The organism is Burkholderia sp. THE68 (genome assembly GCF_009938265.1).
In the GTDB taxonomy this organism is placed as follows: domain Bacteria; phylum Pseudomonadota; class Gammaproteobacteria; order Burkholderiales; family Burkholderiaceae; genus Caballeronia.
The window spans coordinates 2,456,453-2,478,977 of the sequence record NZ_AP022315.1; the positions used below are offsets into that span (position 1 = coordinate 2,456,453).

Annotated in this window: 21 protein-coding genes and 1 riboswitch; of the genes, 4 read left to right on the top strand and 17 right to left on the bottom strand. The window is 63.3% G+C overall.

Annotated elements, in window-relative coordinates:
• Nucleotides 1-14: 14 nt before the first annotated feature.
• The 12 genes from BTHE68_RS11605 to BTHE68_RS11660 form a co-directional block, all read right to left on the bottom strand.
• Nucleotides 15-770: an ABC transporter permease gene (locus BTHE68_RS11605; RefSeq protein ID WP_162066433.1), complete on the bottom strand. Its 756-nt coding sequence runs from the start codon at nucleotides 768-770 to the stop codon at nucleotides 15-17.
• Nucleotides 767-1,693 (bottom strand): ABC transporter ATP-binding protein, encoded by a 927-nt coding sequence (locus tag BTHE68_RS11610; protein ID WP_162066434.1) that lies wholly within the window; start codon nucleotides 1,691-1,693, stop codon nucleotides 767-769. Before BTHE68_RS11610 ends, BTHE68_RS11605 begins: the two co-directional genes overlap by 4 nt.
• Before the next feature lie 202 nt (nucleotides 1,694-1,895).
• A complete protein-coding gene (locus BTHE68_RS11615; protein WP_162066435.1) occupies nucleotides 1,896-2,183 on the bottom strand; it encodes an STAS domain-containing protein in 288 nt (95 codons plus the stop codon).
• Nucleotides 2,180-2,809, bottom strand: coding sequence for an MlaC/ttg2D family ABC transporter substrate-binding protein (locus BTHE68_RS11620; RefSeq protein ID WP_061180185.1), 630 nt, complete (start codon nucleotides 2,807-2,809; stop codon nucleotides 2,180-2,182). The genes BTHE68_RS11615 and BTHE68_RS11620 overlap by 4 nt, the downstream gene beginning before the upstream one ends.
• Nucleotides 2,810-2,934: 125 nt before the next feature.
• Nucleotides 2,935-3,825: an MlaA family lipoprotein gene (locus BTHE68_RS11625; protein WP_162066436.1), complete on the bottom strand. Its 891-nt coding sequence runs from the start codon at nucleotides 3,823-3,825 to the stop codon at nucleotides 2,935-2,937.
• A gap of 10 nt (nucleotides 3,826-3,835) precedes the next feature.
• Complete coding sequence (gene mlaD, locus BTHE68_RS11630; protein WP_162066437.1) at nucleotides 3,836-4,390, bottom strand: outer membrane lipid asymmetry maintenance protein MlaD; 555 nt, start codon at nucleotides 4,388-4,390, stop codon at nucleotides 3,836-3,838.
• 94 nt (nucleotides 4,391-4,484) lie between these two features.
• Complete coding sequence (gene mlaE, locus BTHE68_RS11635; RefSeq protein ID WP_162066438.1) at nucleotides 4,485-5,252, bottom strand: lipid asymmetry maintenance ABC transporter permease subunit MlaE; 768 nt, start codon at nucleotides 5,250-5,252, stop codon at nucleotides 4,485-4,487.
• Nucleotides 5,249-6,064, bottom strand: a complete 816-nt coding sequence (locus tag BTHE68_RS11640) for an ABC transporter ATP-binding protein (protein WP_162066439.1) — start codon at nucleotides 6,062-6,064, stop codon at nucleotides 5,249-5,251. The genes mlaE and BTHE68_RS11640 overlap by 4 nt, the downstream gene beginning before the upstream one ends.
• 97 nt (nucleotides 6,065-6,161) lie before the next feature.
• Nucleotides 6,162-7,247 carry a thiamine phosphate synthase gene (gene thiE, locus BTHE68_RS11645; protein WP_162066440.1) on the bottom strand — a complete coding sequence of 362 codons (1,086 nt, stop codon included), beginning with the start codon at nucleotides 7,245-7,247 and terminating at the stop codon, nucleotides 6,162-6,164.
• Entirely contained in the window at nucleotides 7,244-8,050 is an 807-nt protein-coding gene (locus BTHE68_RS11650; protein WP_162066441.1) for a thiazole synthase, read from the bottom strand. Before BTHE68_RS11650 ends, thiE begins: the two co-directional genes overlap by 4 nt.
• Before the next feature lie 23 nt (nucleotides 8,051-8,073).
• Nucleotides 8,074-8,271, bottom strand: coding sequence for a sulfur carrier protein ThiS (thiS, locus tag BTHE68_RS11655; RefSeq protein ID WP_061180179.1), 198 nt, complete (start codon nucleotides 8,269-8,271; stop codon nucleotides 8,074-8,076).
• A 16-nt stretch (nucleotides 8,272-8,287) separates the two neighbouring features.
• The gene (locus BTHE68_RS11660) at nucleotides 8,288-9,436 is read right to left on the bottom strand and encodes an FAD-dependent oxidoreductase (RefSeq protein WP_162066442.1); all 1,149 of its coding nucleotides are present in this window, start codon (nucleotides 9,434-9,436) and stop codon (nucleotides 8,288-8,290) included.
• Between the two features lie 183 nt (nucleotides 9,437-9,619).
• Nucleotides 9,620-9,744: riboswitch (TPP riboswitch) on the bottom strand.
• A gap of 205 nt (nucleotides 9,745-9,949) precedes the next feature.
• Between BTHE68_RS11660 and BTHE68_RS11665 the strand changes: the two genes are divergently transcribed.
• Entirely contained in the window at nucleotides 9,950-11,692 is a 1,743-nt protein-coding gene (locus tag BTHE68_RS11665) for an ABC transporter ATP-binding protein/permease (RefSeq protein WP_162066443.1), read from the top strand.
• Nucleotides 11,693-11,765: 73 nt separating this feature from the next.
• Here BTHE68_RS11665 and BTHE68_RS11670 read toward each other — a convergent pair whose 3' ends face one another.
• The 3 genes from BTHE68_RS11670 to BTHE68_RS11680 form a co-directional block, all read right to left on the bottom strand.
• A complete protein-coding gene (locus tag BTHE68_RS11670) occupies nucleotides 11,766-13,232 on the bottom strand; it encodes a glutamate synthase subunit beta (protein WP_162066444.1) in 1,467 nt (488 codons plus the stop codon).
• A gap of 80 nt (nucleotides 13,233-13,312) precedes the next feature.
• Entirely contained in the window at nucleotides 13,313-18,016 is a 4,704-nt protein-coding gene (locus BTHE68_RS11675) for a glutamate synthase-related protein (RefSeq protein ID WP_162066445.1), read from the bottom strand.
• Nucleotides 18,017-18,345: 329 nt separating this feature from the next.
• The gene (locus BTHE68_RS11680; protein ID WP_162066446.1) at nucleotides 18,346-19,053 is read right to left on the bottom strand and encodes a transposase; all 708 of its coding nucleotides are present in this window, start codon (nucleotides 19,051-19,053) and stop codon (nucleotides 18,346-18,348) included.
• Nucleotides 19,054-19,258: 205 nt separating this feature from the next.
• Between BTHE68_RS11680 and BTHE68_RS11685 the strand changes: the two genes are divergently transcribed.
• The 3 genes from BTHE68_RS11685 to BTHE68_RS11695 all read left to right on the top strand — a co-directional run bounded on the left by BTHE68_RS11685 (nucleotide 19,259) and on the right by BTHE68_RS11695 (nucleotide 20,656).
• The gene (locus tag BTHE68_RS11685) at nucleotides 19,259-19,984 is read left to right on the top strand and encodes an OmpW/AlkL family protein (protein WP_061179128.1); all 726 of its coding nucleotides are present in this window, start codon (nucleotides 19,259-19,261) and stop codon (nucleotides 19,982-19,984) included.
• 68 nt (nucleotides 19,985-20,052) lie between these two features.
• Nucleotides 20,053-20,295 carry a hypothetical protein gene (locus BTHE68_RS11690; protein ID WP_162066447.1) on the top strand — a complete coding sequence of 81 codons (243 nt, stop codon included), beginning with the start codon at nucleotides 20,053-20,055 and terminating at the stop codon, nucleotides 20,293-20,295.
• On the top strand, nucleotides 20,279-20,656 hold the full coding sequence (locus BTHE68_RS11695; RefSeq protein ID WP_061179088.1) for an ElaB/YgaM/YqjD family protein: 378 nt from the start codon (nucleotides 20,279-20,281) through the stop codon (nucleotides 20,654-20,656). Before BTHE68_RS11690 ends, BTHE68_RS11695 begins: the two co-directional genes overlap by 17 nt.
• A 4-nt stretch (nucleotides 20,657-20,660) precedes the next feature.
• Here BTHE68_RS11695 and ugpQ read toward each other — a convergent pair whose 3' ends face one another.
• Together ugpQ and BTHE68_RS11705 are read right to left on the bottom strand one after the other, a co-directional pair.
• Complete coding sequence (ugpQ, locus tag BTHE68_RS11700; protein WP_162066448.1) at nucleotides 20,661-21,416, bottom strand: glycerophosphodiester phosphodiesterase; 756 nt, start codon at nucleotides 21,414-21,416, stop codon at nucleotides 20,661-20,663.
• 14 nt (nucleotides 21,417-21,430) lie between these two features.
• Nucleotides 21,431-22,516 (bottom strand): sn-glycerol-3-phosphate import ATP-binding protein UgpC, encoded by a 1,086-nt coding sequence (locus BTHE68_RS11705; RefSeq protein ID WP_162066449.1) that lies wholly within the window; start codon nucleotides 22,514-22,516, stop codon nucleotides 21,431-21,433.
• Between the last annotated feature and the right edge of the window lie 9 nt (nucleotides 22,517-22,525).

Consider the following 22,525-nt stretch of genomic DNA (forward strand, 5'->3'; position numbering starts at 1 on the left):
GAAGTCTCCTTGAATTAGTGACGCAGCTTGTAGCCGCTCGCGAGCAAACGCACGGCGATCAGCGCCAGCACGGCGAGAAATCCGCCGACGATGCCGAGGCTCACCAGCGGATCGACGTCGGACAGGCCGAAGAAGCCGTAACGGAAGCCGTCGATCATGTAGAAGAACGGATTCAGATGCGACACCGCGCGCCACAGCGGCGGCAGCGTATGAGTCGAGTAGAACACGCCGGAAAGAAACGTGAGCGGCATGATCAGGAAGTTCTGGAACGCGGCGAGTTGATCGAACTTGTCGGCCCAGATGCCCGCGATCAGACCCAGCGTGCCGAGAATGCCCGAACCGAGGATCGCGAACGCAATGATGTAGAACGGCGCCGAAAAAGACATCGGGATGAACCATATCGTCACGATGAACACGCCGAGGCCCACGCACAGCCCGCGCACGACTGCCGCCAGCACATACGCAAAGAACATTTCCCAGTGCGCGATGGGCGGCAGCAGCACGAACACGAGATTGCCGGTGATCTTCGACTGGATCAGCGACGACGAACTGTTCGCGAACGCGTTCTGCAGCACGCTCATCATCACGAGGCCGGGCACGAGAAAGCTCGTGTAGCCGACGCCCGGATACACCTGCACATGCCCCGACAGCGCGTGACCGAAGATGGTCAGATACAGCAACGCCGTGACGACCGGCGCGAGCACGGTCTGAAACGAAACCTTCCAGAAGCGCAGCAGCTCCTTGTAAAACAACGTCCGGAAACCGCTCATGAAAGTCCCTCGACCACTTCCGGCTCGTTCATCACCTGCACGAACACGTCCTCCAGATCGGCCTTGCGCACTTCGATTTCATCGAACGTGCAGCCTGCAGTGCGGCATTTCGCGAGAATCGGCTCGACTTCGTCGTAGCTCGCGAGACGCAGCAGATGCTGGGTGCCCGACACCGCGTGCGGATCGACTTCGAGTGCGCGCAACTCGGCAGGCAACGCACCGTTCGACAGACGCAGATACAACTGCATGCCCGAAAAGCGCTGCAACAGCGTGCTGGTGCGCTCCAGCGCAACCACTTCACCGCGACGAAGCATCGCCAGCCGGTGGCACAGCGATTCGGCTTCTTCGAGATAGTGCGTCGTGAGCACGATCGTGTGGCCTTCGCGATTCAGGCGCGAGATGAACTTCCACAGCGTCTGGCGCAATTCGACATCGACGCCGGCCGTGGGCTCGTCGAGCACGATCACCGGCGGACGATGCACGAGCGCTTGAGCTACGAGCACGCGGCGCTTCATCCCGCCCGACAGCGCGCGCGTGTTGACGTCGGCCTTCTCGGTGAGATCGAGATTGGCCATGACTTCGTCGATCCAGTCGTCGTTGTTGCGCAAGCCGAAGTAGCCGGACTGAATCCGGAGCGACTCGCGCACGGTGAAGAACGGATCGAACACCAGTTCCTGCGGCACGACGCCGAGCGCCCGCCGCGCCGCCCGGAAGTCGCTGACGACATCGTGGCCGCGCACGGTGATGGTGCCGCTATCGGCGCGGGCCAGACCGGCCAGAATGCTGATCAACGTGGTCTTGCCCGCGCCGTTGGGACCGAGCAAGCCGAAGAACTCGCCCTCTTCCACCGTGAGGCTCACGCCTTTGAGCGCCTGGAGATCCTTGTAGCGCTTCCTGACGTTTCGGATTTCTATGGCTGACATGTGGACAGTGCGCGCGCCTGACACGGCCGCGCCTCGATTGTGCGGATTCGCTTGACGGACCCGGACTCAGACAAAAAGGGCCGGGTACAGGCCCGAAAAAAACGTTTGATTATAGGGCAAAGCGGCTGGGGCCGACTTCGGAGCGATCCTGATTGCGGCAGCGAAGCGTGCTGCCGCGATTCTGCGCGGAGACAGAACAGGATCAATGTCGGAACGAGAGGAGCGTATCGACGCCGTAGGCGCGCGCAAGACTCACGAGCCCGGAAGGAAGGTTGACGACGCCCAGTGCGGCGCCGCGCGCGGACGCTGCGCGCTGCCATGCGAGCAGCACGGCGAGCGCGGAGGAATCGAACTGCGTAAGCGGTGCGCAATCGACTTCGGTCGCGCCCGCTGCGATGCGCGACAGACCCGAATCGAGCGCGGCCTTCGCGCTCTCGTGGGTCAGCGATGCGGCCGTCTGGAAACGGCCGCCCGTGGCTGGCGTGCTCACGATGCCTTGCCGCCTGCGAGTTGCTGGTTACGTTGCGTCAGGAACTGCAGCAGACCGCCCACGCCGTTCTGCGAGATCTGCTCGTTGAACTGCTGCTGATACGCCTGAATGAGCCACGCGCCGAGCACGTTGATGTCGTACACGCGCCAGCCTTGCGCCGTCTTGTACAGACGATAGTCGAGTTCGACCGGCGAGCCGTTGTTCATCACGACCGAGCGGACCACGACGTCCGTGTCGTCCGGATTCGCGCGGAACGGCTTGTACTGAACCGTCTGGTTGCGCACTTGCGCGAGCGCGCCCGAGTATGTGCGGATCAGCAGCATCTTGAACTGCTCGACGATCTGCTTCTGCTGCTCCGGCGTCGCCGAATTCCAGTTGCGGCCCATCACCAGGCGCGTCGTGCGCGTGAAATCCGTGTACGGCAGGATCTTCTGGTTGACGAGTTCGGTGATCTTGTTGATATCGCCCGATTGAATCTTCGGGTCCGACTTGATTTCGTCGAGGACTTGCTGCGTCACCGTCTTGATCAGCACGTCGGGCGCGCTCGAGTCGACGCTTTGCGCCGACGCCGCGCCGCAGACCGCCATGAACATCGCGAAGAGGGGGAGAAGCAAAAGTTTTTTCATCACAGATCCTGCAAAAGTAAATGGCTTCGGTTTGAGCGTGCGGCCTGAACCGAGTTCAGGCCGCACAGCGTTCAAATCGTAAGAAATGACGTTAGATATGTTACCGCGCGTTAGGGAAATCCCGCTCAACGCAAGCGGAATGAAGGGAAACCCGCCGGCGGAACGTACTGATTGCCCGGCACCGTGTTGCTGGGCCCGCTGGCGGGAGCAGGCGCAGCGGCCGTGCCCGATGCCGGCGCGGCGGCTGTGGGCGACGCCCCTTCCGCTGGGGCCGCGCCTTCGGTATCGCCATAGTTCGGCAACGGCGCTTCGCCGTAATCCGGCGCATCATTCTCGCCGCCGGAGATCAGATACTGACGGCGTTGCAGGTACGCGTTGCGTACGAACGAATATTTGTCGAGCGCGGCGTCGGCGAGCACGTCGGTCGCGCCCAGCAGATTCGCGCGCACATTGATGAGGTTCACGCCATACAGCGCCCAGCTCACCGAATCCGGGCTCACATAGGTGAGCGGATTGCCGAAATAGTCGACGACAAGGCCAGCGGAATCCCGCACGGTGCTCGGCCCGAGCAGCGGCAGCACGACATACGGGCCGGACGGCATGCCATAGTGGCCGAGCGTCAGGCCGAAATCACCGGCGTGCTTCGGCAGCTTCGCGATGGTCGCGACGTCGAACAGACCGCCGACGCCGAACACCGTATTGATCGCGACGCGCATGATGTCCGACACGCCGTCCGCGATCTTCAACTGCAGCAGGTTGTTCGCGGCGATATACACGTCGCCGATATTCGAGAAGAAGTTGGTCACGCTGTTGCGCACCGGCTCCGGCACCGCCCAGACATAACCCTTCGCCACCGGCTTGAACGCGTATTGATCGACGGTATCGTTGATCGTGAACATCGTCCGGTTATAGCTCTCGAACGGGTCTCCCTTGGTCGGCGTCGTCACCGTCGCGCAACCGACGAGCGCCATGGCGCCCGCCCCGATGATCGCGCGCCGCATCACCATCGCCTGCATGTTCTTCTCCTTATTGAGCCGCGCCCGACGCGCCCATCGCGCTCGCCGCGCCGGGGAAAGCCGGTGCGGGCGCGGGCGCTGCCGGCGCCGCCGATGATTTCGAGGCGCCGGAATCCGCCGCCTTGTTGTAGAGGAACTGGCCGATCAGGTTCTCGAGCACCACGGCCGATTGCGTCATCGTGATGGTGTCGCCGTTCTTCAACATCTGGTCGTCGCCGCCCGGTTCGAGGCCGATGTACTGCTCGCCGAGCAGGCCCGAGGTCAGGATCTTCGCGGACGAGTCCTTCGGAAACTGATACTGCTTGTCGATATCGATCGTCACGACGGCCTGGTAGGTGTTCGCATCGAAGCCGATGCCGCCGACCCGCCCGACCGTCACGCCCGCGCTCTTGACGGGCGCGCGCGCCTTGAGGCCGCCGATGTTGTCGAACTTGAGTTTCACCGCGTAAGTTGGCTGAAACGACAGGGAGCTCATGTTGCCCGCCTTCAGCGCAAGAAACAGCAGCGCCACGAAGCCGAGCACCACGAAGAGGCCGACCCAAAAGTCGAGAGCAGTCTTTTTCATCGTCTTCCCAAAGAGAATCTTTTCGCAGGTGGCGCGTGATGGTCTGTGCCCTTCACAACGCCCGCGCCATTGCCCGGCGCCTGCGCTTGGTCCATTAGCTGAACATCAGTGCGGTCAGCAGGAAATCGAGCCCGAGTACGGCGAGCGACGCGTACACGACGGTTTTCGTCGTCGCGCGCGACACGCCTTCCGGCGTCGGTCTTGCCTCGTAGCCCTGAAACAACGCGATGAACGTCACCGCGAAGCCGAACACGATGCTCTTGACAACGCCGTTGCCGACATCGCGCCACACGTCCACGCCACCTTGCATCTGCGACCAGAACGCGCCGGGATCGACGCCGATCAGTATCACGCCGACCACATAGCCGCCGACGATGCCGACCGCGCTGAAAATGCCCGCCAGCACCGGCATGGCGATGATGCCCGCCCACATGCGCGGCGCGACGACCACTTTCAGCGGATCGACCGCCATCATTTCCATCGCGGTGAGCTGTTCGCCCGCCTTCATCAGCCCGATTTCGGCGGTGAGCGAAGTGCCCGCGCGCCCCGCGAACAGCAGCGCCGTCACGACCGGGCCCAGTTCGCGTGTGAGCGACAGGGCGACGAGCAGGCCAAGCGCCTGTTCCGAGCCGTAGCGGCTCAGCGTGTAATAGCCCTGCAAGCCGAGCACGAATCCGACGAACAGCCCCGACACCGCGATGATGACGAGCGAATAATTGCCGACGAAGTGGATCTGTTTCGTGACGAGGCGCGGGCGGCGCAACAGCGAAAAGAATTCGAGCACGAGGCGCACAAACATGCGCGTCGCGTAGCCCGCGGTGCCGAAACCGTCGAGCACCCAGCGTCCGAGCGCGCTGATCATGCCTGCCCTCCGATGCCGAAATCCGCGCCGAGCGGCGTGCTCGCGTAGTGGAACTTGAACGGGCCGTCCGGCGTGCCGTCGATGAACTGGCGCACGGTCGGGTCCTGCGATGCGCGCAGTTCCGCCGGCGTGCCTTCGGCGTGGATGCCGCCGTTGGCGATGAAATACACGTAGTCCGCGATCGCGAACGATTCGGGCACGTCGTGCGTCACGAGAATGGAGGTCGCGCCGAGCGCGTCGTTGATCGTGCGGATGAGCTTCGCGGTGATGCCGAGCGAGATGGGATCGAGGCCGGCGAAGGGCTCGTCGTACATCATCAGTTGGGGGTCCAGCGCGATTGCGCGGGCGAGCGCCACGCGGCGCGCCATGCCGCCCGAAATCTCCGACGGCGCGAGATCGCGCGCGCCGCGCAGGCCGACGGCATTGAGCTTCATCAGCACGAGATCGCGGATCAGCGCTTCGGGAAGATCGGTGTGCTCGCGCAGCGGGAACGCCACGTTCTCGAACACGGTCTGGTCGGTGAAGAGCGCGCCGAACTGGAACAGCATGCCCATCTTGCGACGCAGCGCGTACAGACCCTCGCGCGTTTGCGCGCCAACGTCCTGTCCGCCGAACATTACCTGACCGCGGCTCGCCTTCACGAGGCCGCCGATCAGACGCAAGGTCGTGGTCTTGCCACAGCCGGAGCCGCCCATGACCGCGACCACCTGCCCACGCGTGAAACGCATGTTCAGGTCCGACAGAATGAGCCGGTCGCCGTAGCCAAAATCGACGTCGCGCAGCTCTAACAGAGTCTCGGAAGAGGCAGGCACTGGATAGGAGATTCCGTAGACGCAAAACGCCGAATTATAGGGCCTGCGCGCAATCGGTGCTTTGCCTAGGTCGGTGCCCTCCTGTTTTTGGGAATTTTCACCTTTGACCTGCAAACATCTGTTGCAGAGCCGAAACCGCCGACGCCGTGTCGGGCGCCTCGGTCACCGCGCGCACTACTGCCGCGCTGGCGACGCCCGTCGCGAGCACCTCGGGCATCACCCTGGCGTCGATTCCGCCGATCGCGACGAGCGGCACGCGGCCGGACAGCAGCCGCACGTAGCGCGCGAGTCGTGCGAGACCTTGCGGTTTCGTCGGCATGACCTTTGTCGTGGTCGGGAAAACCGCGCCGAGCGCCAGATAGCTCGGTTTGAAATGCAGCGCGCGCAACATCTCGTAATAGCCGTGCGTCGAAAGCCCGAGGCGCAGGCCGGCCTTCGCGATCGCAGCGAGATCGGCGGTCTCGACGTCTTCCTGACCCAGATGGACGCCGTACGCGCCTGCGTCGATCGCTTCGCGCCAGTGATCGTTGATGAAAAGCTGCGCGTCGTGCCGGCGTCCCGCTTCGACCGAACGTGCGATTTCTCGATGGAGATCCGCGGCGTCGGTCGTCTTGCGGCGCAGTTGCGTGGTCCGCACGCCGAGTTCGAGCACGCGCTCGACCCATTCGGCGCTCGGCAGCACCGGATAGAGGCCGAGGCGATCCGGGCACGCCGGAAACCCGCCTTCGGGCGCGGGCGGCAAATCGGTCACGCGCGGAAAGGTCGCGAAATCGACGGGCCAGGCGTCGTCCTTGTCTTCGTCGCCGGCGCGCCAGGCAAGCGCGAGCGTGAGCGCGTCGTGCGGTTCGAAATTGCAGTCGAGGAACGCAGCGAGCGCGGCCAGCCAATCATCCGACCATTCGCCTTCCAGCGCAAAACGCTCGTCGCCGCGCCGCAGCGTAACGCGCCCGCCGTGCGCTTCGAGCACCGCCGCGCCGCTGGTCGCGAGCCGCCCGGTGTCCGCGTCGTGCGGTTCGGTGAAGACGATCAGATCGTTCACTTTGGGTGATTCCGGCGCGGTCAGGCAGATACGCCAGCGCGTCTCGGCCACCGGCCAGTCGCCCAGACGCGCGCGAATCCGCTCCGCGACTTCGACGAGTTCGTCCGCGGGCGGCCAGAACACTTCGCGATTCAGCAAGCTCATGCCACGCCTCCGTCCTGATGCCAGAACGGCATGCCGACGACCGGCGTGCTCGCCTGCGCGCTGTCGCGCTCGGCCATCGGACCGGCGAGGAACGCCGTGCGTCCGGCTTCGACGCCGAGCGCGAACGCCCGCGCCATCTGCGGCGGGAACGTCGCCTGCGAAACGGCGGTATTGAGCAGCACGCCGTCGAAGCCCCATTCCATCACCTGGCACGCGTGCGACGGCACGCCGAGCCCCGCATCGACGATGAGCGGCACGTCCGGCAAGCGCTCGCGCAGCGTGCGCAGTCCGTAGGGATTGGTCACGCCCTTGCCGGTGCCGATCGGCGCGCCCCATGGCATCAGCGCCTCGCAGCCGGCATCGAGCAGGCGCCGACCGATCACCAGATCCTCCGTGCAGTACGGCAGCACCTTGAAGCCATCGCGGATCAGCTTCGCCGCCGCTTCGACGAGCCCGATCGGGTCAGGCTGCAGCGTGTAGTCGTCGCCGATCAGCTCCAGCTTGATCCACGGCGTCTCGAAAACCTCGCGCGCCATGTGCGCGGTCGTCAGCACTTCGTCGACACTCTGGCAACCCGCCGTGTTCGGCAGCAGCGCGACGCCGTGGCGCTTCAATACATCGAAAAAGCCGGCTTCGCCCGTCTCCGACTGGCGGCGCAGCGCGACCGTGACCATCCCCGGCCGCGCGGCGTCGATGGAGTCGGAAAGCGATTGCAGCGACGGATAGCGCGACGTGCCGAGCAGCACGCGGCTCGGAAACGCCTCGCCGTAGAGCATGAGGACGTCGGCGGTCTGTGTGGTCATGGTTCGATCCTTCGGTTCGGAATTCAGCCGCCCGCGACGGGCGACACGATGTCGAGCTTGTCACCGGCAGCGAGCGTTTTCGTGGCGTGCTGGCCGCGCGCCACGAACTGACCGTTCAACGCGACCGCGAACGGCGGCTTCGCGCCGAACGCGGCGAGCGCTTCGGTGACGGTGGCGGCATCGGGCAAATCGAATGCGCGCTGATTGATATGGATGTTCATGGCTCTGTTCTCTTTCTCAATGCGACAGCGCCGGCGCCAGCGCGAATTCGCCCTGTAACAGCTCGGGCCAGCGGGCGGCGCGGCGGAAATCGGCGAAGGTGTCGGCATCGGCGACATCGCCCTCGATGAGCGCGCCGGCAAGCGCGCAGGCCGCGTCGGCGACTTCCGGCGCGATCATGAAGCCGTGCCGATACAGCCCGTTCACGCGCAAGGTCCGCGCCCCGTCCCAGACGATCGCCGGGCGGTGATCCGGCAAGGTCGGCCTGCAATGCGCGTTCAGTTCGAGAATGCGCGCCTCACCGAAGCCCGGATGCACCGCGAACGCGGCGCTCAGCAGTTCGAGCGCCGAGCGCACCGACACGGGCGACATGTCCTCGCCTTCCACTTCGGTCGCGCCGATCACGTACAGATCGTTTTCCTTCGGAGCGATGTAGAGCGGATAGCGCGGATGCAGCATCCGCACGGGCCGCGACAGCCCGATACCCGGCGCATGCACGCGCGCGACTTCCCCACGGATGCCGCGCAGCGCCGGCCACGCGGGCTTGCCGCCGAGTCCACGGCAATCGATGATCCAGCGCGCGTCGGGCATAGCGTCGACCGCTGTGTTCCAGTGCGTGCACACGCCGCGCGCCGCCAGTCCGGCAGCGAGCGCAGCGAGTGCCTGGCGATTGTCGAGCTGGCCCTCGTTCGGCAGCAGCCAGCCCTGCGCGAAACGCGTGCCGAGCGCGGGCTCCGCCTGCGCTAGCTGCGCGCCCGCGAGCTTGACGAAGCCGCCGGCAAGCAGATCGGCGGGCGAGTTGGCGCGCAGGCGGCGCTCGAAGAGCGGCGCCTCGGCGCGGTCGGCGCCGTGCCAGACGACGAGCGTGCCGTTGCGCTGAAAGAACACCGGCTCCGGCAATTGCGCGAGCAGGCGCGGCCAGCGTTCGAGCGACGCCGCCCCGAGCCCGACCACTAGCGGTTCCGCGCTCGCCGCTTCCGCGAGCGGCGCGAGCATCGCGGCAGCGACCCACGCCGCCGATTGCGTGCCCGCCGCGTCGCCGCGTTCATAGAGCGCGACGTCATGCCCCGCGCCCGCGAGTTGCCAGGCGACGAGTCGCCCGACGAGCCCGCCGCCGATAACCGCGAAGTCCGGCCGGCGCGCGTCGCCCTGTTCGATCCTGTTCAATTCGATGTCTCCATAGCGGTAGCGCTGCACTGCACGAGGAGACGAAGTACGCGATCTCGACCGTGCTGGCGCGGCGCCACATCACGAGGACGAAATCAGCTGAGAGAGACCGGCTCGACGCAGGAACCACGCGCCGTGCGGAAAGAAGGTACTGGAAGAAACTGGAGGAATGGCGCGAGGCTCGCGCGTTCTCCGGAAACTTCCCTCGCCGGTATTACCCGGATCGGGTGCAAAGGGTCTCTCTCAGCCTCGCCGCGCTGATGACCGTTCCGGCCACCGATGCACGCGAAGCACCCCTGTTTCGTCGAGGATCATTAAAACATGAAAGCCGAATCCGCTGCAAACCGGGATTGCCCGGCTTTTATCGTGCGCGGCGGCACTCTGGCACAATGCCGCGAACATGGTTCGCGGGACGATCGCGCGAAATTAAGTGAGCGTTAAGAGAACCCCGGAACAATTTGCGGGCCGCGGACATAACATTCGGGCGCCTCGATGTGCGCCAGCAGGAAGCTCATGACCAACACTCGTACCGAAAGCACGCAGCAAAAAGCCGACGAAGTCTCGGCATGGAGCCTCATCAAGCCCTACTGGGTGTCAGAAGAGCGCGGCTTCGCGTGGGGGCTGCTCGTCGCGATCATCGCGATCAACATGACCGTCGTGTATATCAACGTGCGGCTCAACAGCTGGAGCGCGTCGTTCTACAACGCGCTCCAGAACAAGAACGTCACCGAATTCCCGCATCTGCTGCTGATCTTCACCGGGCTCGCCTTCGCCTACATTCTGCTTGCGGTGTATGGGCGGTATCTGCGTCAGATGCTCGGTTTCCGCTGGCGCCAGTGGCTCACCAACAAGTTCCTCGAACAATGGCTCGGCGATAAGGCGTTCTACCGCATCGAACGCGACCGTCTTGCTGACAACCCCGACCAGCGTATTTCCGACGACCTGCAATCGTTCGCGACCACGACGCTCTCGCTGTCGCTCGATCTGCTTTCGACGCTCGTCACGCTCGTCACTTTCATCACGATCCTGTGGACGCTCGCGGGCGCACTGACGATCACGCTCGGCGGCACGCCGATCAACATTCCGGGCTACATGGTGTGGGCCGCCGCGCTGTACGCGATCGCGGGCTCGCTCATCATCCAGAAGGTCGGGCATCCGCTCGTGTCGATCAATTATCAGCAGCAGAAGGTGGAGGCGGATTTCCGCTTCGGCCTGATCCGCGTGCGCGAGAACGCCGAGCAGATCGCGTTTTACGACGGCATCGCGACCGAAACCGCGAACGCGAAAACCATCTTCCACCGCATCAAGGACAACTGGTGGATGATCATGAAGTACACGAAGCGCATGACCTTCGTGCTGAGCTTCTATGGGCAGATCGCGATCATCTTTCCGATCATGGTCGCCGCGCCGCGCTACTTCGCCGGCGCGTTCTCGTTCGGCGTGCTGATGCAGATTTCATCGGCGTTCGGCACGGTCAGCGATTCGTTTTCGTGGTTCATCAACAGTTATTCGACGTTGGTCGAATGGCGCGCCACCGTCAATCGTCTGCGCGAATTCAAGCGCGTGATGCGCTCGACGCATATCCGCGAGGAAACGTCGCCGGCGACGGAGCACGGCGGCATCAACCTGCACTACACGAGCACGCCTTCGCTCACGACGAACAATCTCGTGCTCGCGCTGCCCAACGGCACGCCGCTCTCGCGCGTGGCGAACGTGTCGATCGAGCCGGGTTCGCGCTGGCTCGTCGTGGGGCCGTCCGGATCGGGCAAGAGCACGTTGATGCGCGCGCTCGCGGGCTTGTGGCCGTTCGGCGACGGCACCATCGATGCGCCCGTCGACGCGAAGATGATGTTCATTCCGCAGATGAGCTACCTGCCGATCGGCACGTTGCGCGCGGCGCTTTCGTATCCGTCGCCCGGCGGAACGTTCAGCGACGAAGAATCGCGCGAAATCCTGCGTCTGTGCAATCTCGAGTCTTATGCGGACCGGCTGGAAGAAAGCGCGCACTGGGCGCGGAGTCTCTCGCCGGGCGAACAACAGCGGCTGGCCGCGGCGCGCGTGTTGCTGCACAAGCCGGACTTCGTGTTCCTCGACGAAGCCACCAGCGCGCTCGATGCCGAGAACGAACTGCATATCTACAACACACTCGTCGAGCGGTTGCCGAAGGCGGCGATATTGAGTGTGGCGCATCGCGAGTCAGTGGCGATGTTCCATGATTACAAGATCGAGATCGAGAGGATGTTGGTGGAGGCTTGAGGCGCACGCAGCCAAAGAAAAAAGGCCACGCACTGCGTGGCCTTTTTTCATCAATCGATCAATCTTCAACGGCTTACCGCGGCAACTCGCTCGAACCCATCAGATACGCATCCACCGAGCGCGCGCACTGGCGGCCTTCACGAATCGCCCAGACAACGAGCGACTGACCGCGCCGCATATCGCCCGCCGTGAACACCTTGTCCACCGACGTGTAATACGCCTTCTCGCCCTCGGTCGCCGCGCGCACGTTGCCGCGCGCATCCTTCTCGACGCCGAACGCATCCAGCACCGGCGAAACCGGTTGCGTGAAGCCCATCGCGAGCAGCACGAGATCGGCCTTCATTTCGAACTCGCTGTTCGGCACTTCCTGCATCTTGCCGCCCTTCCACTCGACGCGCACCGCGATCAGCTTCTCGACCTTGCCGTTCTTGCCTTCGAAACGCTTCGTCGCCACCGACCAGTCGCGCTCGCAACCTTCTTCATGCGACGACGACGTGCGCAGCTTGATCGGCCAGTACGGCCACACGAGCGGCTTGTTTTCCTCTTCGGGCGGTTGCGCGAGCAGTTCGAACTGCGTGACGTCCTTCGCGCCATGACGATTCGACGTGCCGACACAATCCGAACCCGTATCGCCGCCGCCGATCACGACGACATGCTTGCCCTTCGCGAGCAGCTGATCCGTCAGTTTGTCGCCGGCGTTGACCTTGTTCTGCTGCGGCAGGAATTCCATCGCGTAGTAGATGCCTTCGAGCTCGCGCCCAGGCACCGGCAGATCGCGCGGCATTTCCGAACCGCCCGCGATCACGACCGCGTCGAACTGTTCCTTCAGTTCATCCGGCGTGATGGTTTCCTTCGCCGTATTCGCGATGTAATCCGGCAATGCGTCCTTACCGACGAACACGTTCGTGCGGAACGACACGCCTTCCGCTTCCATCTGGCGCATGCGGCGATCGATCAGCCACTTTTCCAGCTTGAAGTCGGGAATGCCGTAACGCAGCAGACCGCCGATGCGATCGTTCTTCTCGAACACGACGACTTCATGCCCCGCGCGCCCGAGCTGTTGCGCGGCCGCGAGACCCGCAGGGCCCGAACCGACGACCGCGACCTTCTTGCCGGTCTTGTGCTTCGGCGGCTGCGGCACGACCCAGCCTTCGGCGAAGGCTTTGTCGATGATCGCGTGCTCGATCGACTTGATGCCGACCGGATCGTCGTTGATGCCGAGCGTGCACGCCGCTTCGCACGGCGCCGGACAGATGCGGCCCGTGAACTCCGGGAAGTTGTTAGTCGAGTGCAGCACGTTGATCGCGCTCTTCCAGTCTTGCTGGAACACGAGATCGTTGAAGTCCGGAATGACGTTGTTGACCGGGCAGCCGTTGTTGCAGAACGGAATGCCGCAGTCCATGCAGCGCGCGCCCTGAACCTTGGCGTCTTCATCCGTCAGTGCGGCGACAAATTCCTTGTAGTGCTTGACGCGGGTCAGCGGTGCTTCGTACGCCTCGTGGCGGCGTTCGAACTCGAGAAAACCGGTTGCCTTGCCCATTTCTTTCTCTGTATTTGGTGAGGATCGCACTCTCCGATGCACACGCACCGGAGAGCCTTTCTAAATGTTGTGACTCGGCCTCAAGCCGCGATGGCGTCCTTCGACTTCTTCGCGCCCATCTCCGTGAGTGCGCGCTTGTATTCGGTCGGGAACACCTTGACGAACTGACGGCGAGCCGAATCCCAGTTCTCGAGCAGCGACTTCGCGCGCGGCGAACCAGTGAACTGGAAGTGACGCCCGACCAGACCCTTGAGCAGCGCTTCGTCGGTCTTGCCCGCGTGCCACAGCACGCGATCCACCGTGCGTTCCTGTTCGGCCTGTTGAAGCACCGGATCGAGCGCGACCATCGACTTGTTGCACTTGCCGGCGAACGCGCCGTCCGGGTCGTACACGAACGCGATACCGCCCGACATGCCCGCCGCGAAGTTGCGGCCCGTCTCGCCGAGCACCACCACCGTGCCGCCCGTCATGTATTCGCAGCCGTGATCGCCCGTGCCTTCGACGACCGCCGTCGCGCCCGAATTGCGCACGCAGAAGCGCTCGCCCGCGACGCCGCGGAAATACGATTCGCCTTCGATCGCGCCGTACATCACCGTGTTGCCGCAGATGATGTTTTCTTCGGACTTGCCGCGGAAGTCGTTGGTGGGGCGAATGATGATGCGTCCGCCCGACATGCCCTTGCCGACATAGTCGTTGCCGTCGCCGACGAGGTCGAGCGTCACGCCCTTCGCGAGGAACGCGCCGAAGCTCTGGCCCGCCGTGCCCTTCAGCTGGATGTGGATCGAGTCGTCGGGCAGGCCGTCGTGGCCGTGCTTCTTCGCGATCAGGCCGGACAGCATCGCGCCGACCGTGCGGTTCACGTTGCGCACCGGCTGGATGAACGACACATGCTCGCCCTTCTCGATCGCCGCCTTCGACTTCTCGATCAGCACGTGATCGAGCGCCTTGTCGAGGCCGTGATCCTGCACGTCCACGTGCTTGCGTGCGACTTCCTCGCCCACCGGCACCTGATAGAAGATGCGCGAGAAGTCGAGACCCTTCGCCTTCCAGTGTTCGATGCCCTTCTTCATGTCGAGCAGATCGACGCGGCCGATGAGGTCATCGAACTTGCGGATGCCGAACTGCGCCATGATCTCGCGCACTTCTTCCGCGACGAAGAAGAAGAAGTTGACGACGTGTTCCGGCTGGCCCGAGAACTTCGCGCGCAGCACCGGGTCCTGCGTCGCGACGCCGACCGGGCAGGTGTTCAGATGGCACTTGCGCATCATGATGCAGCCTTCGACGACGAGCGGCGCCGTCGCGAAGCCGAACTCGTCCGCGCCGAGCAGCGCGCCGATCACGACGTCGCGGCCGGTCTTCATCTGGCCGTCGGCCTGCACGCGGATGCGGCCGCGCAGGCGGTTCAGCACCAGCGTCTGCTGTGTTTCAGCAAGGCCGAGTTCCCACGGCGTGCCCGCGTGCTTGAGCGACGACAAGGGCGACGCGCCCGTGCCGCCGTCATGTCCCGCGATCACGACGTGATCGGCCTTCGCCTTCGCAACACCGGCGGCAACCGTGCCGACACCGACTTCCGACACCAGCTTCACCGAAATGCTCGCCGCCGAATTCACGTTCTTCAGATCGTGAATGAGCTGCGCGAGGTCTTCGATCGAATAGATGTCGTGGTGCGGCGGCGGCGAAATCAGGCCGACGCCCGGCACCGAGTAACGCAGCTTGCCGATGTACTCTGACACCTTGTGACCCGGCAACTGGCCGCCTTCACCCGGCTTCGCGCCTTGCGCCATCTTGATCTGGATCTGATCCGCCGACGACAGATACTCCGCCGTCACGCCGAAACGGCCCGACGCGACCTGCTTGATCTTCGAGCGCAGCGAATCGCCGTCCTTCAGCGGGATGTCGGTGACGACTTCCTTGCCGATGATCGATTGCAGCGTGTCGCCGTTCTTGATCGGAATGCCGCGCAGTTCGTTGCGATAACGCGTTTCGTCCTCGCCGCCTTCGCCCGTGTTCGACTTGCCGCCGATGCGGTTCATCGCCACCGCCAGCGTCGCGTGCGCTTCGGTCGAAATCGAGCCGAGCGACATCGCGCCAGTCGCGAAGCGCTTGACGATGTCCTTCGCCGATTCCACTTCATCCAGCGGAATCGCCTTCGTCGGCTCGACCTTGAACTCGAACAGACCGCGGAACGTCATGTGACGCTTCGTCTGGTCGTTGATGATGTGCGCGTATTCCTTGTACGTCTGATACGAATTGCTGCGCGCCGAGTGCTGCAGCTTGGCGATCGCATCCGGCGTCCACATGTGCTCTTCGCCGCGCACGCGGTACGCGTACTCGCCGCCCGCGTCGAGCATGGTCGCGAGGACCGGGTTGTCGCCGAACGCATCGCGGTGCAGACGAATCGCTTCTTCCGCCACCTCGAAGATGCCGATGCCGCCGACCTTCGTCGCCGTGCCCTTGAAATACTTCTCGACCAGCTCGGAGGACAGGCCGACGCCTTCGAAGATCTGCGCGCCGGTGTAGGACATGTACGTCGAGATGCCCATCTTCGACATGACCTTCAGGAGACCCTTGCCGACTGCCTTCGTGAAGTTGTAGATGACCTTGTCGGCCGACAGATCGCCCTTCAGGCCTTCGGCCATGTTGGCGAGCGTTTCCAGCGCGAGATACGGGTGAACGGCTTCCGCGCCGTAGCCCGCGAGCAGCGCGAAGTGATGCGTCTCACGCGCCGAACCCGTTTCCACGACGAGACCCGTGCTCGTGCGCAGGCCATGCGCGACGAGATGCGAGTGAATCGCCGACGTGGCGAGCAGCGCCGGAATCGCGACGTTGTCGCGGTCCATCTTACGATCGGACACGATCAGGATGTTGTAGCCGGACTTCACGGCATCGACCGCTTCCGCGCACAGCGACGCGATGCGCGCTTCGACGCCTTCCTTGCCCCACGCCGCCGGATAGCAGATGTTCAGTTCATACGAGCTGAACTTGCCGCCGGTGTATTTATCGATCGCGCGGATCTTGGCGATGTCCTTGAAGTCGAGCACGGGCTGCGACACTTCGAGACGCATCGTCGGGTTGATGTTGGTCGTGTCGAGCAGGTTCGGCTTCGGACCGATGAACGAGTTGAGCGACATCACCAGGTTTTCGCGGATCGGATCGATCGGCGGGTTCGTCACCTGGGCGAACAACTGCTTGAAGTAGTTGTACAGCGTCTTGTTCTTGTTGGACATGACCGCCAGCGGCGAATCGTTGCCCATCGAGCCGACGGCTTCCTCGCCCGCTTGCGCCATCGGCGCCATCAGGAACTTGAGGTCTTCCTGCGTATAGCCGAATGCCTGCTGGCGGTCGAGCAGCGCGGCGGCTTCGCGGCGTTGCGTCTCGACGTCTTCCGCCTTCGGCTCGATCTCGTCGAGCTTGATGCGAACGGCGTCGATCCAGCTCTTGTACGGCTTCGCGTTGGACAGGTTGTCCTTCAGTTCCTTGTCCTCGATGATGCGGCCCTGCTCCATGTCGATCAGGAACATCTTGCCCGGCTGCAGACGCCACTTCTTGACGATCTTCGACTCGGGAATCGGCAGCACGCCGGATTCCGACGCGAGGATCACGAGATCGTCGTCGGTGACGAGATAGCGCGCCGGACGCAGACCGTTGCGGTCGAGCGTCGCGCCGATCTGGCGGCCGTCCGTGAACGCGATCGCGGCGGGGCCGTCCCACGGCTCCATCATCGCGGCGTGGTATTCGTAGAACGCGCGGCGGTTGTCGTCCATCAGCGTGTGCTGTTCCCACGCTTCGGGGATCATCATCATCATCGCGTGGACGAGCGGGTAGCCGGCCATCACGAGCAGTTCGAGACAGTTGTCGAACGATGCCGTATCCGACTGGCCCGGATAGATCAGCGGCCAGAGCTTCGGCAGATCGTCGCCGAGCACGTAGGACGCGATTGCGCCCGTGCGCGCGTTCAGCCAGTTGACGTTGCCCTTCACGGTGTTGATTTCACCGTTGTGCGCGATCATGCGGTACGGGTGCGCGAGTTCCCACGCCGGGAACGTGTTGGTCGAGAAGCGCTGGTGCACGAGCGCCAGCGCCGAGACAACGCGCTCGTCCTGCAGGTCGCGGTAGTACACGCCGACCTGACCCGCCAGCAGCAGGCCCTTGTAGACGACCGTGCGCGACGACATCGACGGCACGAAGTATTCCTTGCCGTGCTTCAGCTTGAGCGCCTGGATGCGATGGCTCGCCGTCTTGCGGATGATGTACAGCTTGCGCTCGAGCGCGTCCGTCACGACGATGTCCTTGCCGCGGCCGATGAAAATCATGCGGATCAGCGGCTCGCTCGCCTTCACGGTCGGCGAGATGGGCATGTTGCCGTCGACGGGAACGTCGCGCCAGCCGAGCACGACCTGACCTTCGGCCTTCACCGTACGCTCGAGCTCCTGTTCGCACGCGAGACGCGACGCATGCTCCTTCGGCAGGAAGATCATGCCGACGCCGTATTCGCCAGCCGGCGGCAACGTCACGCCCTGCTTGGCCATTTCCTCGCGATAGAAGCCGTCCGGCACCTGAATCAGGATGCCGGCGCCGTCGCCCATCAGCGGATCGGCGCCGACCGCGCCGCGGTGATCGAGATTCTCGAGAATCTTGAGACCCTGCTGAATGATCTCGTGGCTCTTTTTCCCTTTGATATGGGCGACGAAGCCGACGCCGCAGGCGTCGTGTTCGTTCGCAGGGTCGTACATGCCCTGCGCGGCGGGAAGCGAACCGGCTGCCGGTTGCTGATGATCGTTCATGGGGACACCGTCTCTACTGTGAGGGGCCGATTCGACTCGGCCGTTGAATCATTTTCTTTTCGCTTGCGACGGTTTTTTTCAACTTGAAGTGTCACGAAGCACGGTCGTGCGCGGCACGCTGCACCGCGGCAATTGCCGGAAATCGAAATATACGCGACGAATCAAAAGGATGGCAAATAAAACTTGATGATATGGCACCAATTATCGATATGGTGCAAGCGCGCCCCAATATATTAGGGTCGCATTAATAATCATAAAAAAGAAACGGCGAACCCCGAAAATTCGAGACGCCGTTTCATTTTGTGCTTCAGGTTTGCTGTCAGAGGCCGTTATTGGGGCTGTGGGGTTTCGCGAATCTTGCGAGGCCGTCCACGCGGTAAAGGCGACACCCGACGGTTGGCTGCATGAGATGCCCATTCGCGATAGGCCTCGCTGCCCAGCACCCAGCCTTTGAGTGTCGCTTGCAGGAGACGGTTGGCCTCCCGCTCGTCGAGCGGTTGCTCGCACAACTCTTTGTAGGCGTGCTGGCGCTCGAACGGCGTGTTGCCGAGCGACCAGAACAGCGGATGATCCGTGATGAGGCCATCGAGCGTAAGCCCGATGTGATGACGGAAGCTGGACCACTTGTAATCCTGCGGCGTCGCGACGAGTTGCGCGCGCACCGGCGCTGTCTCGACGACGCGCGTGGCGAGCAGAAAGTAACGCTCGCCCTCGATCACCGTGGCGCGATAGCGGCCTTCCCACAACGTGCCGCGCCGCATGTAACGGCGATTGAAGTGCGCTACGTAACGACGCCCGACGGCCTGCATCGCCTTGGGCAAGCTGGCCTCGTCGCGCGGCGTGACGAGCAGATGCACCGCCTGCGGCATGAGCGCGTAGGCGTGGATCGAGAGGTGATGATCACGTGAAGCAGTCCTCAAGCAGTCGATGAAAAGCTCGTAGTCCTGGTCGTCGACGAATGCGGGTTGCTGGTCGAGACCACGCAGGATGACATGCTGCGGCTGTTCGGGAACGTAGAGTCGTGCAAGCCGTGCCATTCTGGATATTCCGTTGGTCGCGTTTGTGTTACCCCAATCGGGGGCCTCTCGGAGCCGTTGTGGCAGCGTGGACAAACACATGCAAGTGCCGTGCAACGAAGCCCCAAAGCCGCTCTTTGCCCTAGGGAAAATGCTCTACGGCGCCGCTATGGTTAATGTGAAATCTTATGTTCATAATGAGCGTGCTTTTCTGGAGGAGCACAAATTGAAAATAAAACAAGTCATCACGGGGATCGCGGCATTAGCGTGTGTGTCCACCGCGGCACATGCGCAATCTGCTGGGTCCTTCTATGCAACAGCAGGCTGGTTTCACTTTGCCCCGCAAGACAGCAGCGGTCCGCTCAAAGAAACAAGTGTAGGCGGATCTCCGGTCAATATCGATGTTCCCGGCACCGGCGCCGGCATTGGGAGCGCTGACACAGCCGGCTTCACATTGGGTTACTTCGCCACCGACCACATCGCAGCCGAACTCGAAATGGGCATACCGCCCACGTTCGATCTCGAAGGCACAGGCACCTTCTCGCAGTACGGCAAGCTCGGCAGCGCCAAGCAGTGGAGCCCGACGCTGCTGTTCAAATACTTCTTCAATGCTCCTACGGCGAAGTTCCGTCCGTTCGTTGGCATCGGCGTGACGCGGACCTGGTTCACCGACGCCCAGATCACGAACCAGCAATTCGAAGGCTCGGTCCTGCATGGTCCGACCACGGTCGACACGGATAGTTCGTGGGCGCCCGTGTTTAATGTCGGCGCGACTTACAATTTCACAGAACACTGGTTCGCCGGCTTCTCCGTGTCCTTCATTCCGTTGAAGGCCACTGCGAAGTTGAACACGCAGGCACAAACGCCTGTCGGTACGCTGAATGTTCAGTCGCAGGCAAAAATCACCCTCAACCCGATCGTTACGTATTTGCGAGTAGGCTACCGCTTCTAAAGCAATACTGCTCATGAGCAGGTAATGACGATATAAAGCGTCTCTGCGAAAAGAAACAAAACGCCGGCATGATTCACTCATGCCGGCGTTTCTCTTTGCATGAGCTTGTAAATGTGACCTCTGAAAGAAAGAACGACTTGCAGTTCTTACGCACCGACGCGAGGGAAATCCCGGTCACGGTCGCGCTTACCGAAGCATTGCGCAAAGTCGAAGCGGCGGCATCGAATTTGCTGCATGATGAGTTTCCCCGCTTCGGGCGGGCCATCCACGACTCATCCATCGACGGAGCGATCTATGAACGCACTGCCTAATACGCGAGACGCCATCGGAGACTCATGGACCACGACGGGCCGCCGCGCACGCCGCATGGCGCGCCATGGACGTGAAGCAGCCGAGGATATCGGCGCCGAACTCCGCACGCTGCTCAGCGAACTCGAAAGCACATTGGCGGAAGGCACGTCCGCCGATGCAGCGGCACTACGCGCGCAGATCGGCGAGCGTCTCGATAGCGCGCGCGCACGGTTGAACGACACGCACGCCGCATTGCGCGAGCGCGCAGGCGCCGTGTTCGAAGACGCGGACGCCTACATCCACGAAAAGCCCTGGCAGACTATCGTGCTGGTTGGCGGGCTGGCGCTCGTCGCGGGCGTGCTGCTTGCCCGCGTGCGCTAGCGATTCAATTACTCGACGCCTCCAGAAAATCAGCGCCGATGATGTCGATGCGATCCGTGCAGATCGCATCGACGCCCCATTGCGCAAGCAACCGCGCGCGCGCCGGGTCGTTCACGGTATAGGCAAGGATGCGCAGGCCCGCATCCTTAATCTGCGCGACGAGTGCTTCATCGAGCGCGCGGTGGCTCGCGTGCAACGACACGCACGATAGCGCCGCGGTCTGCGCGCGCCAGTTCCCCGGTACGCGTTCGTACAGCATGCCGCGCGGGAGATTCGGCGCGACATCGCGCGCCGCCTCCAGTGCCGCATACGAAAACGATGACAGCAGCGGCGCGATTTCGGCATCCGACCACAGACGCGCCGCTTCGCGCGCGACGAGCACGCCCGTTTCCACGTCGCGTCCCTGACTCGGCTTTATTTCGATGTTCGCCGCGAGTCCATGCTTCGTGCATCGTTCATGGACTTGCGCGAGCGTCGGCATGCGCGCGTTCGCGAATTCCGCGCCGAACCAGGAGCCCGCATCGAGCGCGCTCAACTGCGCGTAGGTCAGCGCTTTCGCCGCGCCATGACCGTTCGACGTGCGGTCCACCGCGTCGTCGTGCAGCAGGAAAACGACATCGTCGGCGGAGAGTTTCGCGTCGAACTCGATCATCGTGTGGCCGAAGCGCGCGCCGACGTCGATCGCTTCGAGCGTGTTCTCCGGCGCGAGCTTGCCGCCGCCGCGATGCGCGACGATCGCGGGATAAGGCCAGGTTCTCATCGCTTCTGCTCCATTCAATTGGCGCGCCGCCCCGTTGCCGGATCGAAGAAATGCAGATGCTTCGCGGGCAACGACACGGCGAGCCGCTCGCCGCGCTGCGGCCGATGTTCGTGCGGCAAACGCGCCGCCACATCGTGCTTGCCCCACTTGCCGTGCGCGAGATTGTCCGCGCCGAGGAGTTCTGCCGAATCGACATCGAGCGTCGCGCTGGGCGCGCTGCTGTTGCCGGGCGTCATGTGCTCCGGACGAATGCCGACGATCCATTCGCGCCCGTGCATCGCGCTCGATACACCCGCTGCGCCCGCGACCGGCAGCTTCGGCCCATCGCCCGCGACCTCGAACACCGATCCATCTTCGGACAAACGCCCTTCGAGCAGATTCATCGCTGGCGAGCCGATGAAGCTCGCGACGAATACTGTCGCCGGACGTTCGTACACTTCTGTGGGCGCGCCGATCTGCTCGGCATGCCCCTTGTTCATCACGATGACGCGCTGCGCCAGTGTCATGGCTTCGATCTGATCGTGCGTGACATACAGGCTCGTCGTGGCCAGACGGGCATGCAGGCGTTGAATTTCGAGGCGCATCTGCACGCGCAGCTTGGCGTCGAGATTCGAAAGCGGTTCGTCGAACAGGAACACAGCCGGTTCGCGCACGATCGCGCGGCCCATTGCGACGCGCTGCCGCTGGCCGCCGGACAACTCGCGCGGCTTGCGCGCGAGCAAGTGCTCGAGTTCGAGAATGCGCGCTGCGTTCGCCACACGCGACTCGATGGTCGCGCGATCCGCGCCGCCGATCTTCAGCGCATACGCCATATTCTGCGCGACGCTCATGTGCGGATAAAGTGCGTAGTTCTGAAATACCATCGCGATATCGCGATCCTTCGGCTCCAGCTTGTTCACGACCTTGCCGCCGATTTCGATCGCGCCTTCGGACACGCTTTCGAGTCCCGCCACCATGCGCAGCAGCGTCGACTTTCCGCAGCCCGACGGGCCGACCATCACGACGAACTCGCCGTCTTCGATCGCGACATCGATACCGTGCAGCACGTAGTTCGAGCCGTCGTAGGTTTTCTTGACGCCTTTGAGATTCAGCGCAGCCATCTATCCAGG

What these genes read in the sequence shown, in the direction of transcription:
- BTHE68_RS11675 (WP_162066445.1), bottom strand. Translation starts at nt 18,016, where the DNA reads ATGAACGATCATCAGCAACCGGCAGCCGGTTCGCTTCCCGCCGCGCAG.
- BTHE68_RS11665 (WP_162066443.1), top strand. Translation starts at nt 9,950, where the DNA reads ATGACCAACACTCGTACCGAAAGCACGCAGCAAAAAGCCGACGAAGTC.
- ugpQ (WP_162066448.1), bottom strand. Translation starts at nt 21,416, where the DNA reads ATGAGAACCTGGCCTTATCCCGCGATCGTCGCGCATCGCGGCGGCGGC.
- thiS (WP_061180179.1), bottom strand. Translation starts at nt 8,271, where the DNA reads ATGAACATCCATATCAATCAGCGCGCATTCGATTTGCCCGATGCCGCC.
- BTHE68_RS11625 (WP_162066436.1), bottom strand. Translation starts at nt 3,825, where the DNA reads ATGCAGGCGATGGTGATGCGGCGCGCGATCATCGGGGCGGGCGCCATG.
- BTHE68_RS11670 (WP_162066444.1), bottom strand. Translation starts at nt 13,232, where the DNA reads ATGGGCAAGGCAACCGGTTTTCTCGAGTTCGAACGCCGCCACGAGGCG.
- BTHE68_RS11610 (WP_162066434.1), bottom strand. Translation starts at nt 1,693, where the DNA reads ATGTCAGCCATAGAAATCCGAAACGTCAGGAAGCGCTACAAGGATCTC.
- BTHE68_RS11650 (WP_162066441.1), bottom strand. Translation starts at nt 8,050, where the DNA reads ATGACCACACAGACCGCCGACGTCCTCATGCTCTACGGCGAGGCGTTT.
- thiE (WP_162066440.1), bottom strand. Translation starts at nt 7,247, where the DNA reads ATGAGCTTGCTGAATCGCGAAGTGTTCTGGCCGCCCGCGGACGAACTC.
- BTHE68_RS11690 (WP_162066447.1), top strand. Translation starts at nt 20,053, where the DNA reads ATGATTCACTCATGCCGGCGTTTCTCTTTGCATGAGCTTGTAAATGTG.
- BTHE68_RS11705 (WP_162066449.1), bottom strand. Translation starts at nt 22,516, where the DNA reads ATGGCTGCGCTGAATCTCAAAGGCGTCAAGAAAACCTACGACGGCTCG.
- BTHE68_RS11620 (WP_061180185.1), bottom strand. Translation starts at nt 2,809, where the DNA reads ATGAAAAAACTTTTGCTTCTCCCCCTCTTCGCGATGTTCATGGCGGTC.
- BTHE68_RS11695 (WP_061179088.1), top strand. Translation starts at nt 20,279, where the DNA reads ATGAACGCACTGCCTAATACGCGAGACGCCATCGGAGACTCATGGACC.
- mlaD (WP_162066437.1), bottom strand. Translation starts at nt 4,390, where the DNA reads ATGAAAAAGACTGCTCTCGACTTTTGGGTCGGCCTCTTCGTGGTGCTC.
- BTHE68_RS11605 (WP_162066433.1), bottom strand. Translation starts at nt 770, where the DNA reads ATGAGCGGTTTCCGGACGTTGTTTTACAAGGAGCTGCTGCGCTTCTGG.
- mlaE (WP_162066438.1), bottom strand. Translation starts at nt 5,252, where the DNA reads ATGATCAGCGCGCTCGGACGCTGGGTGCTCGACGGTTTCGGCACCGCG.
- BTHE68_RS11680 (WP_162066446.1), bottom strand. Translation starts at nt 19,053, where the DNA reads ATGGCACGGCTTGCACGACTCTACGTTCCCGAACAGCCGCAGCATGTC.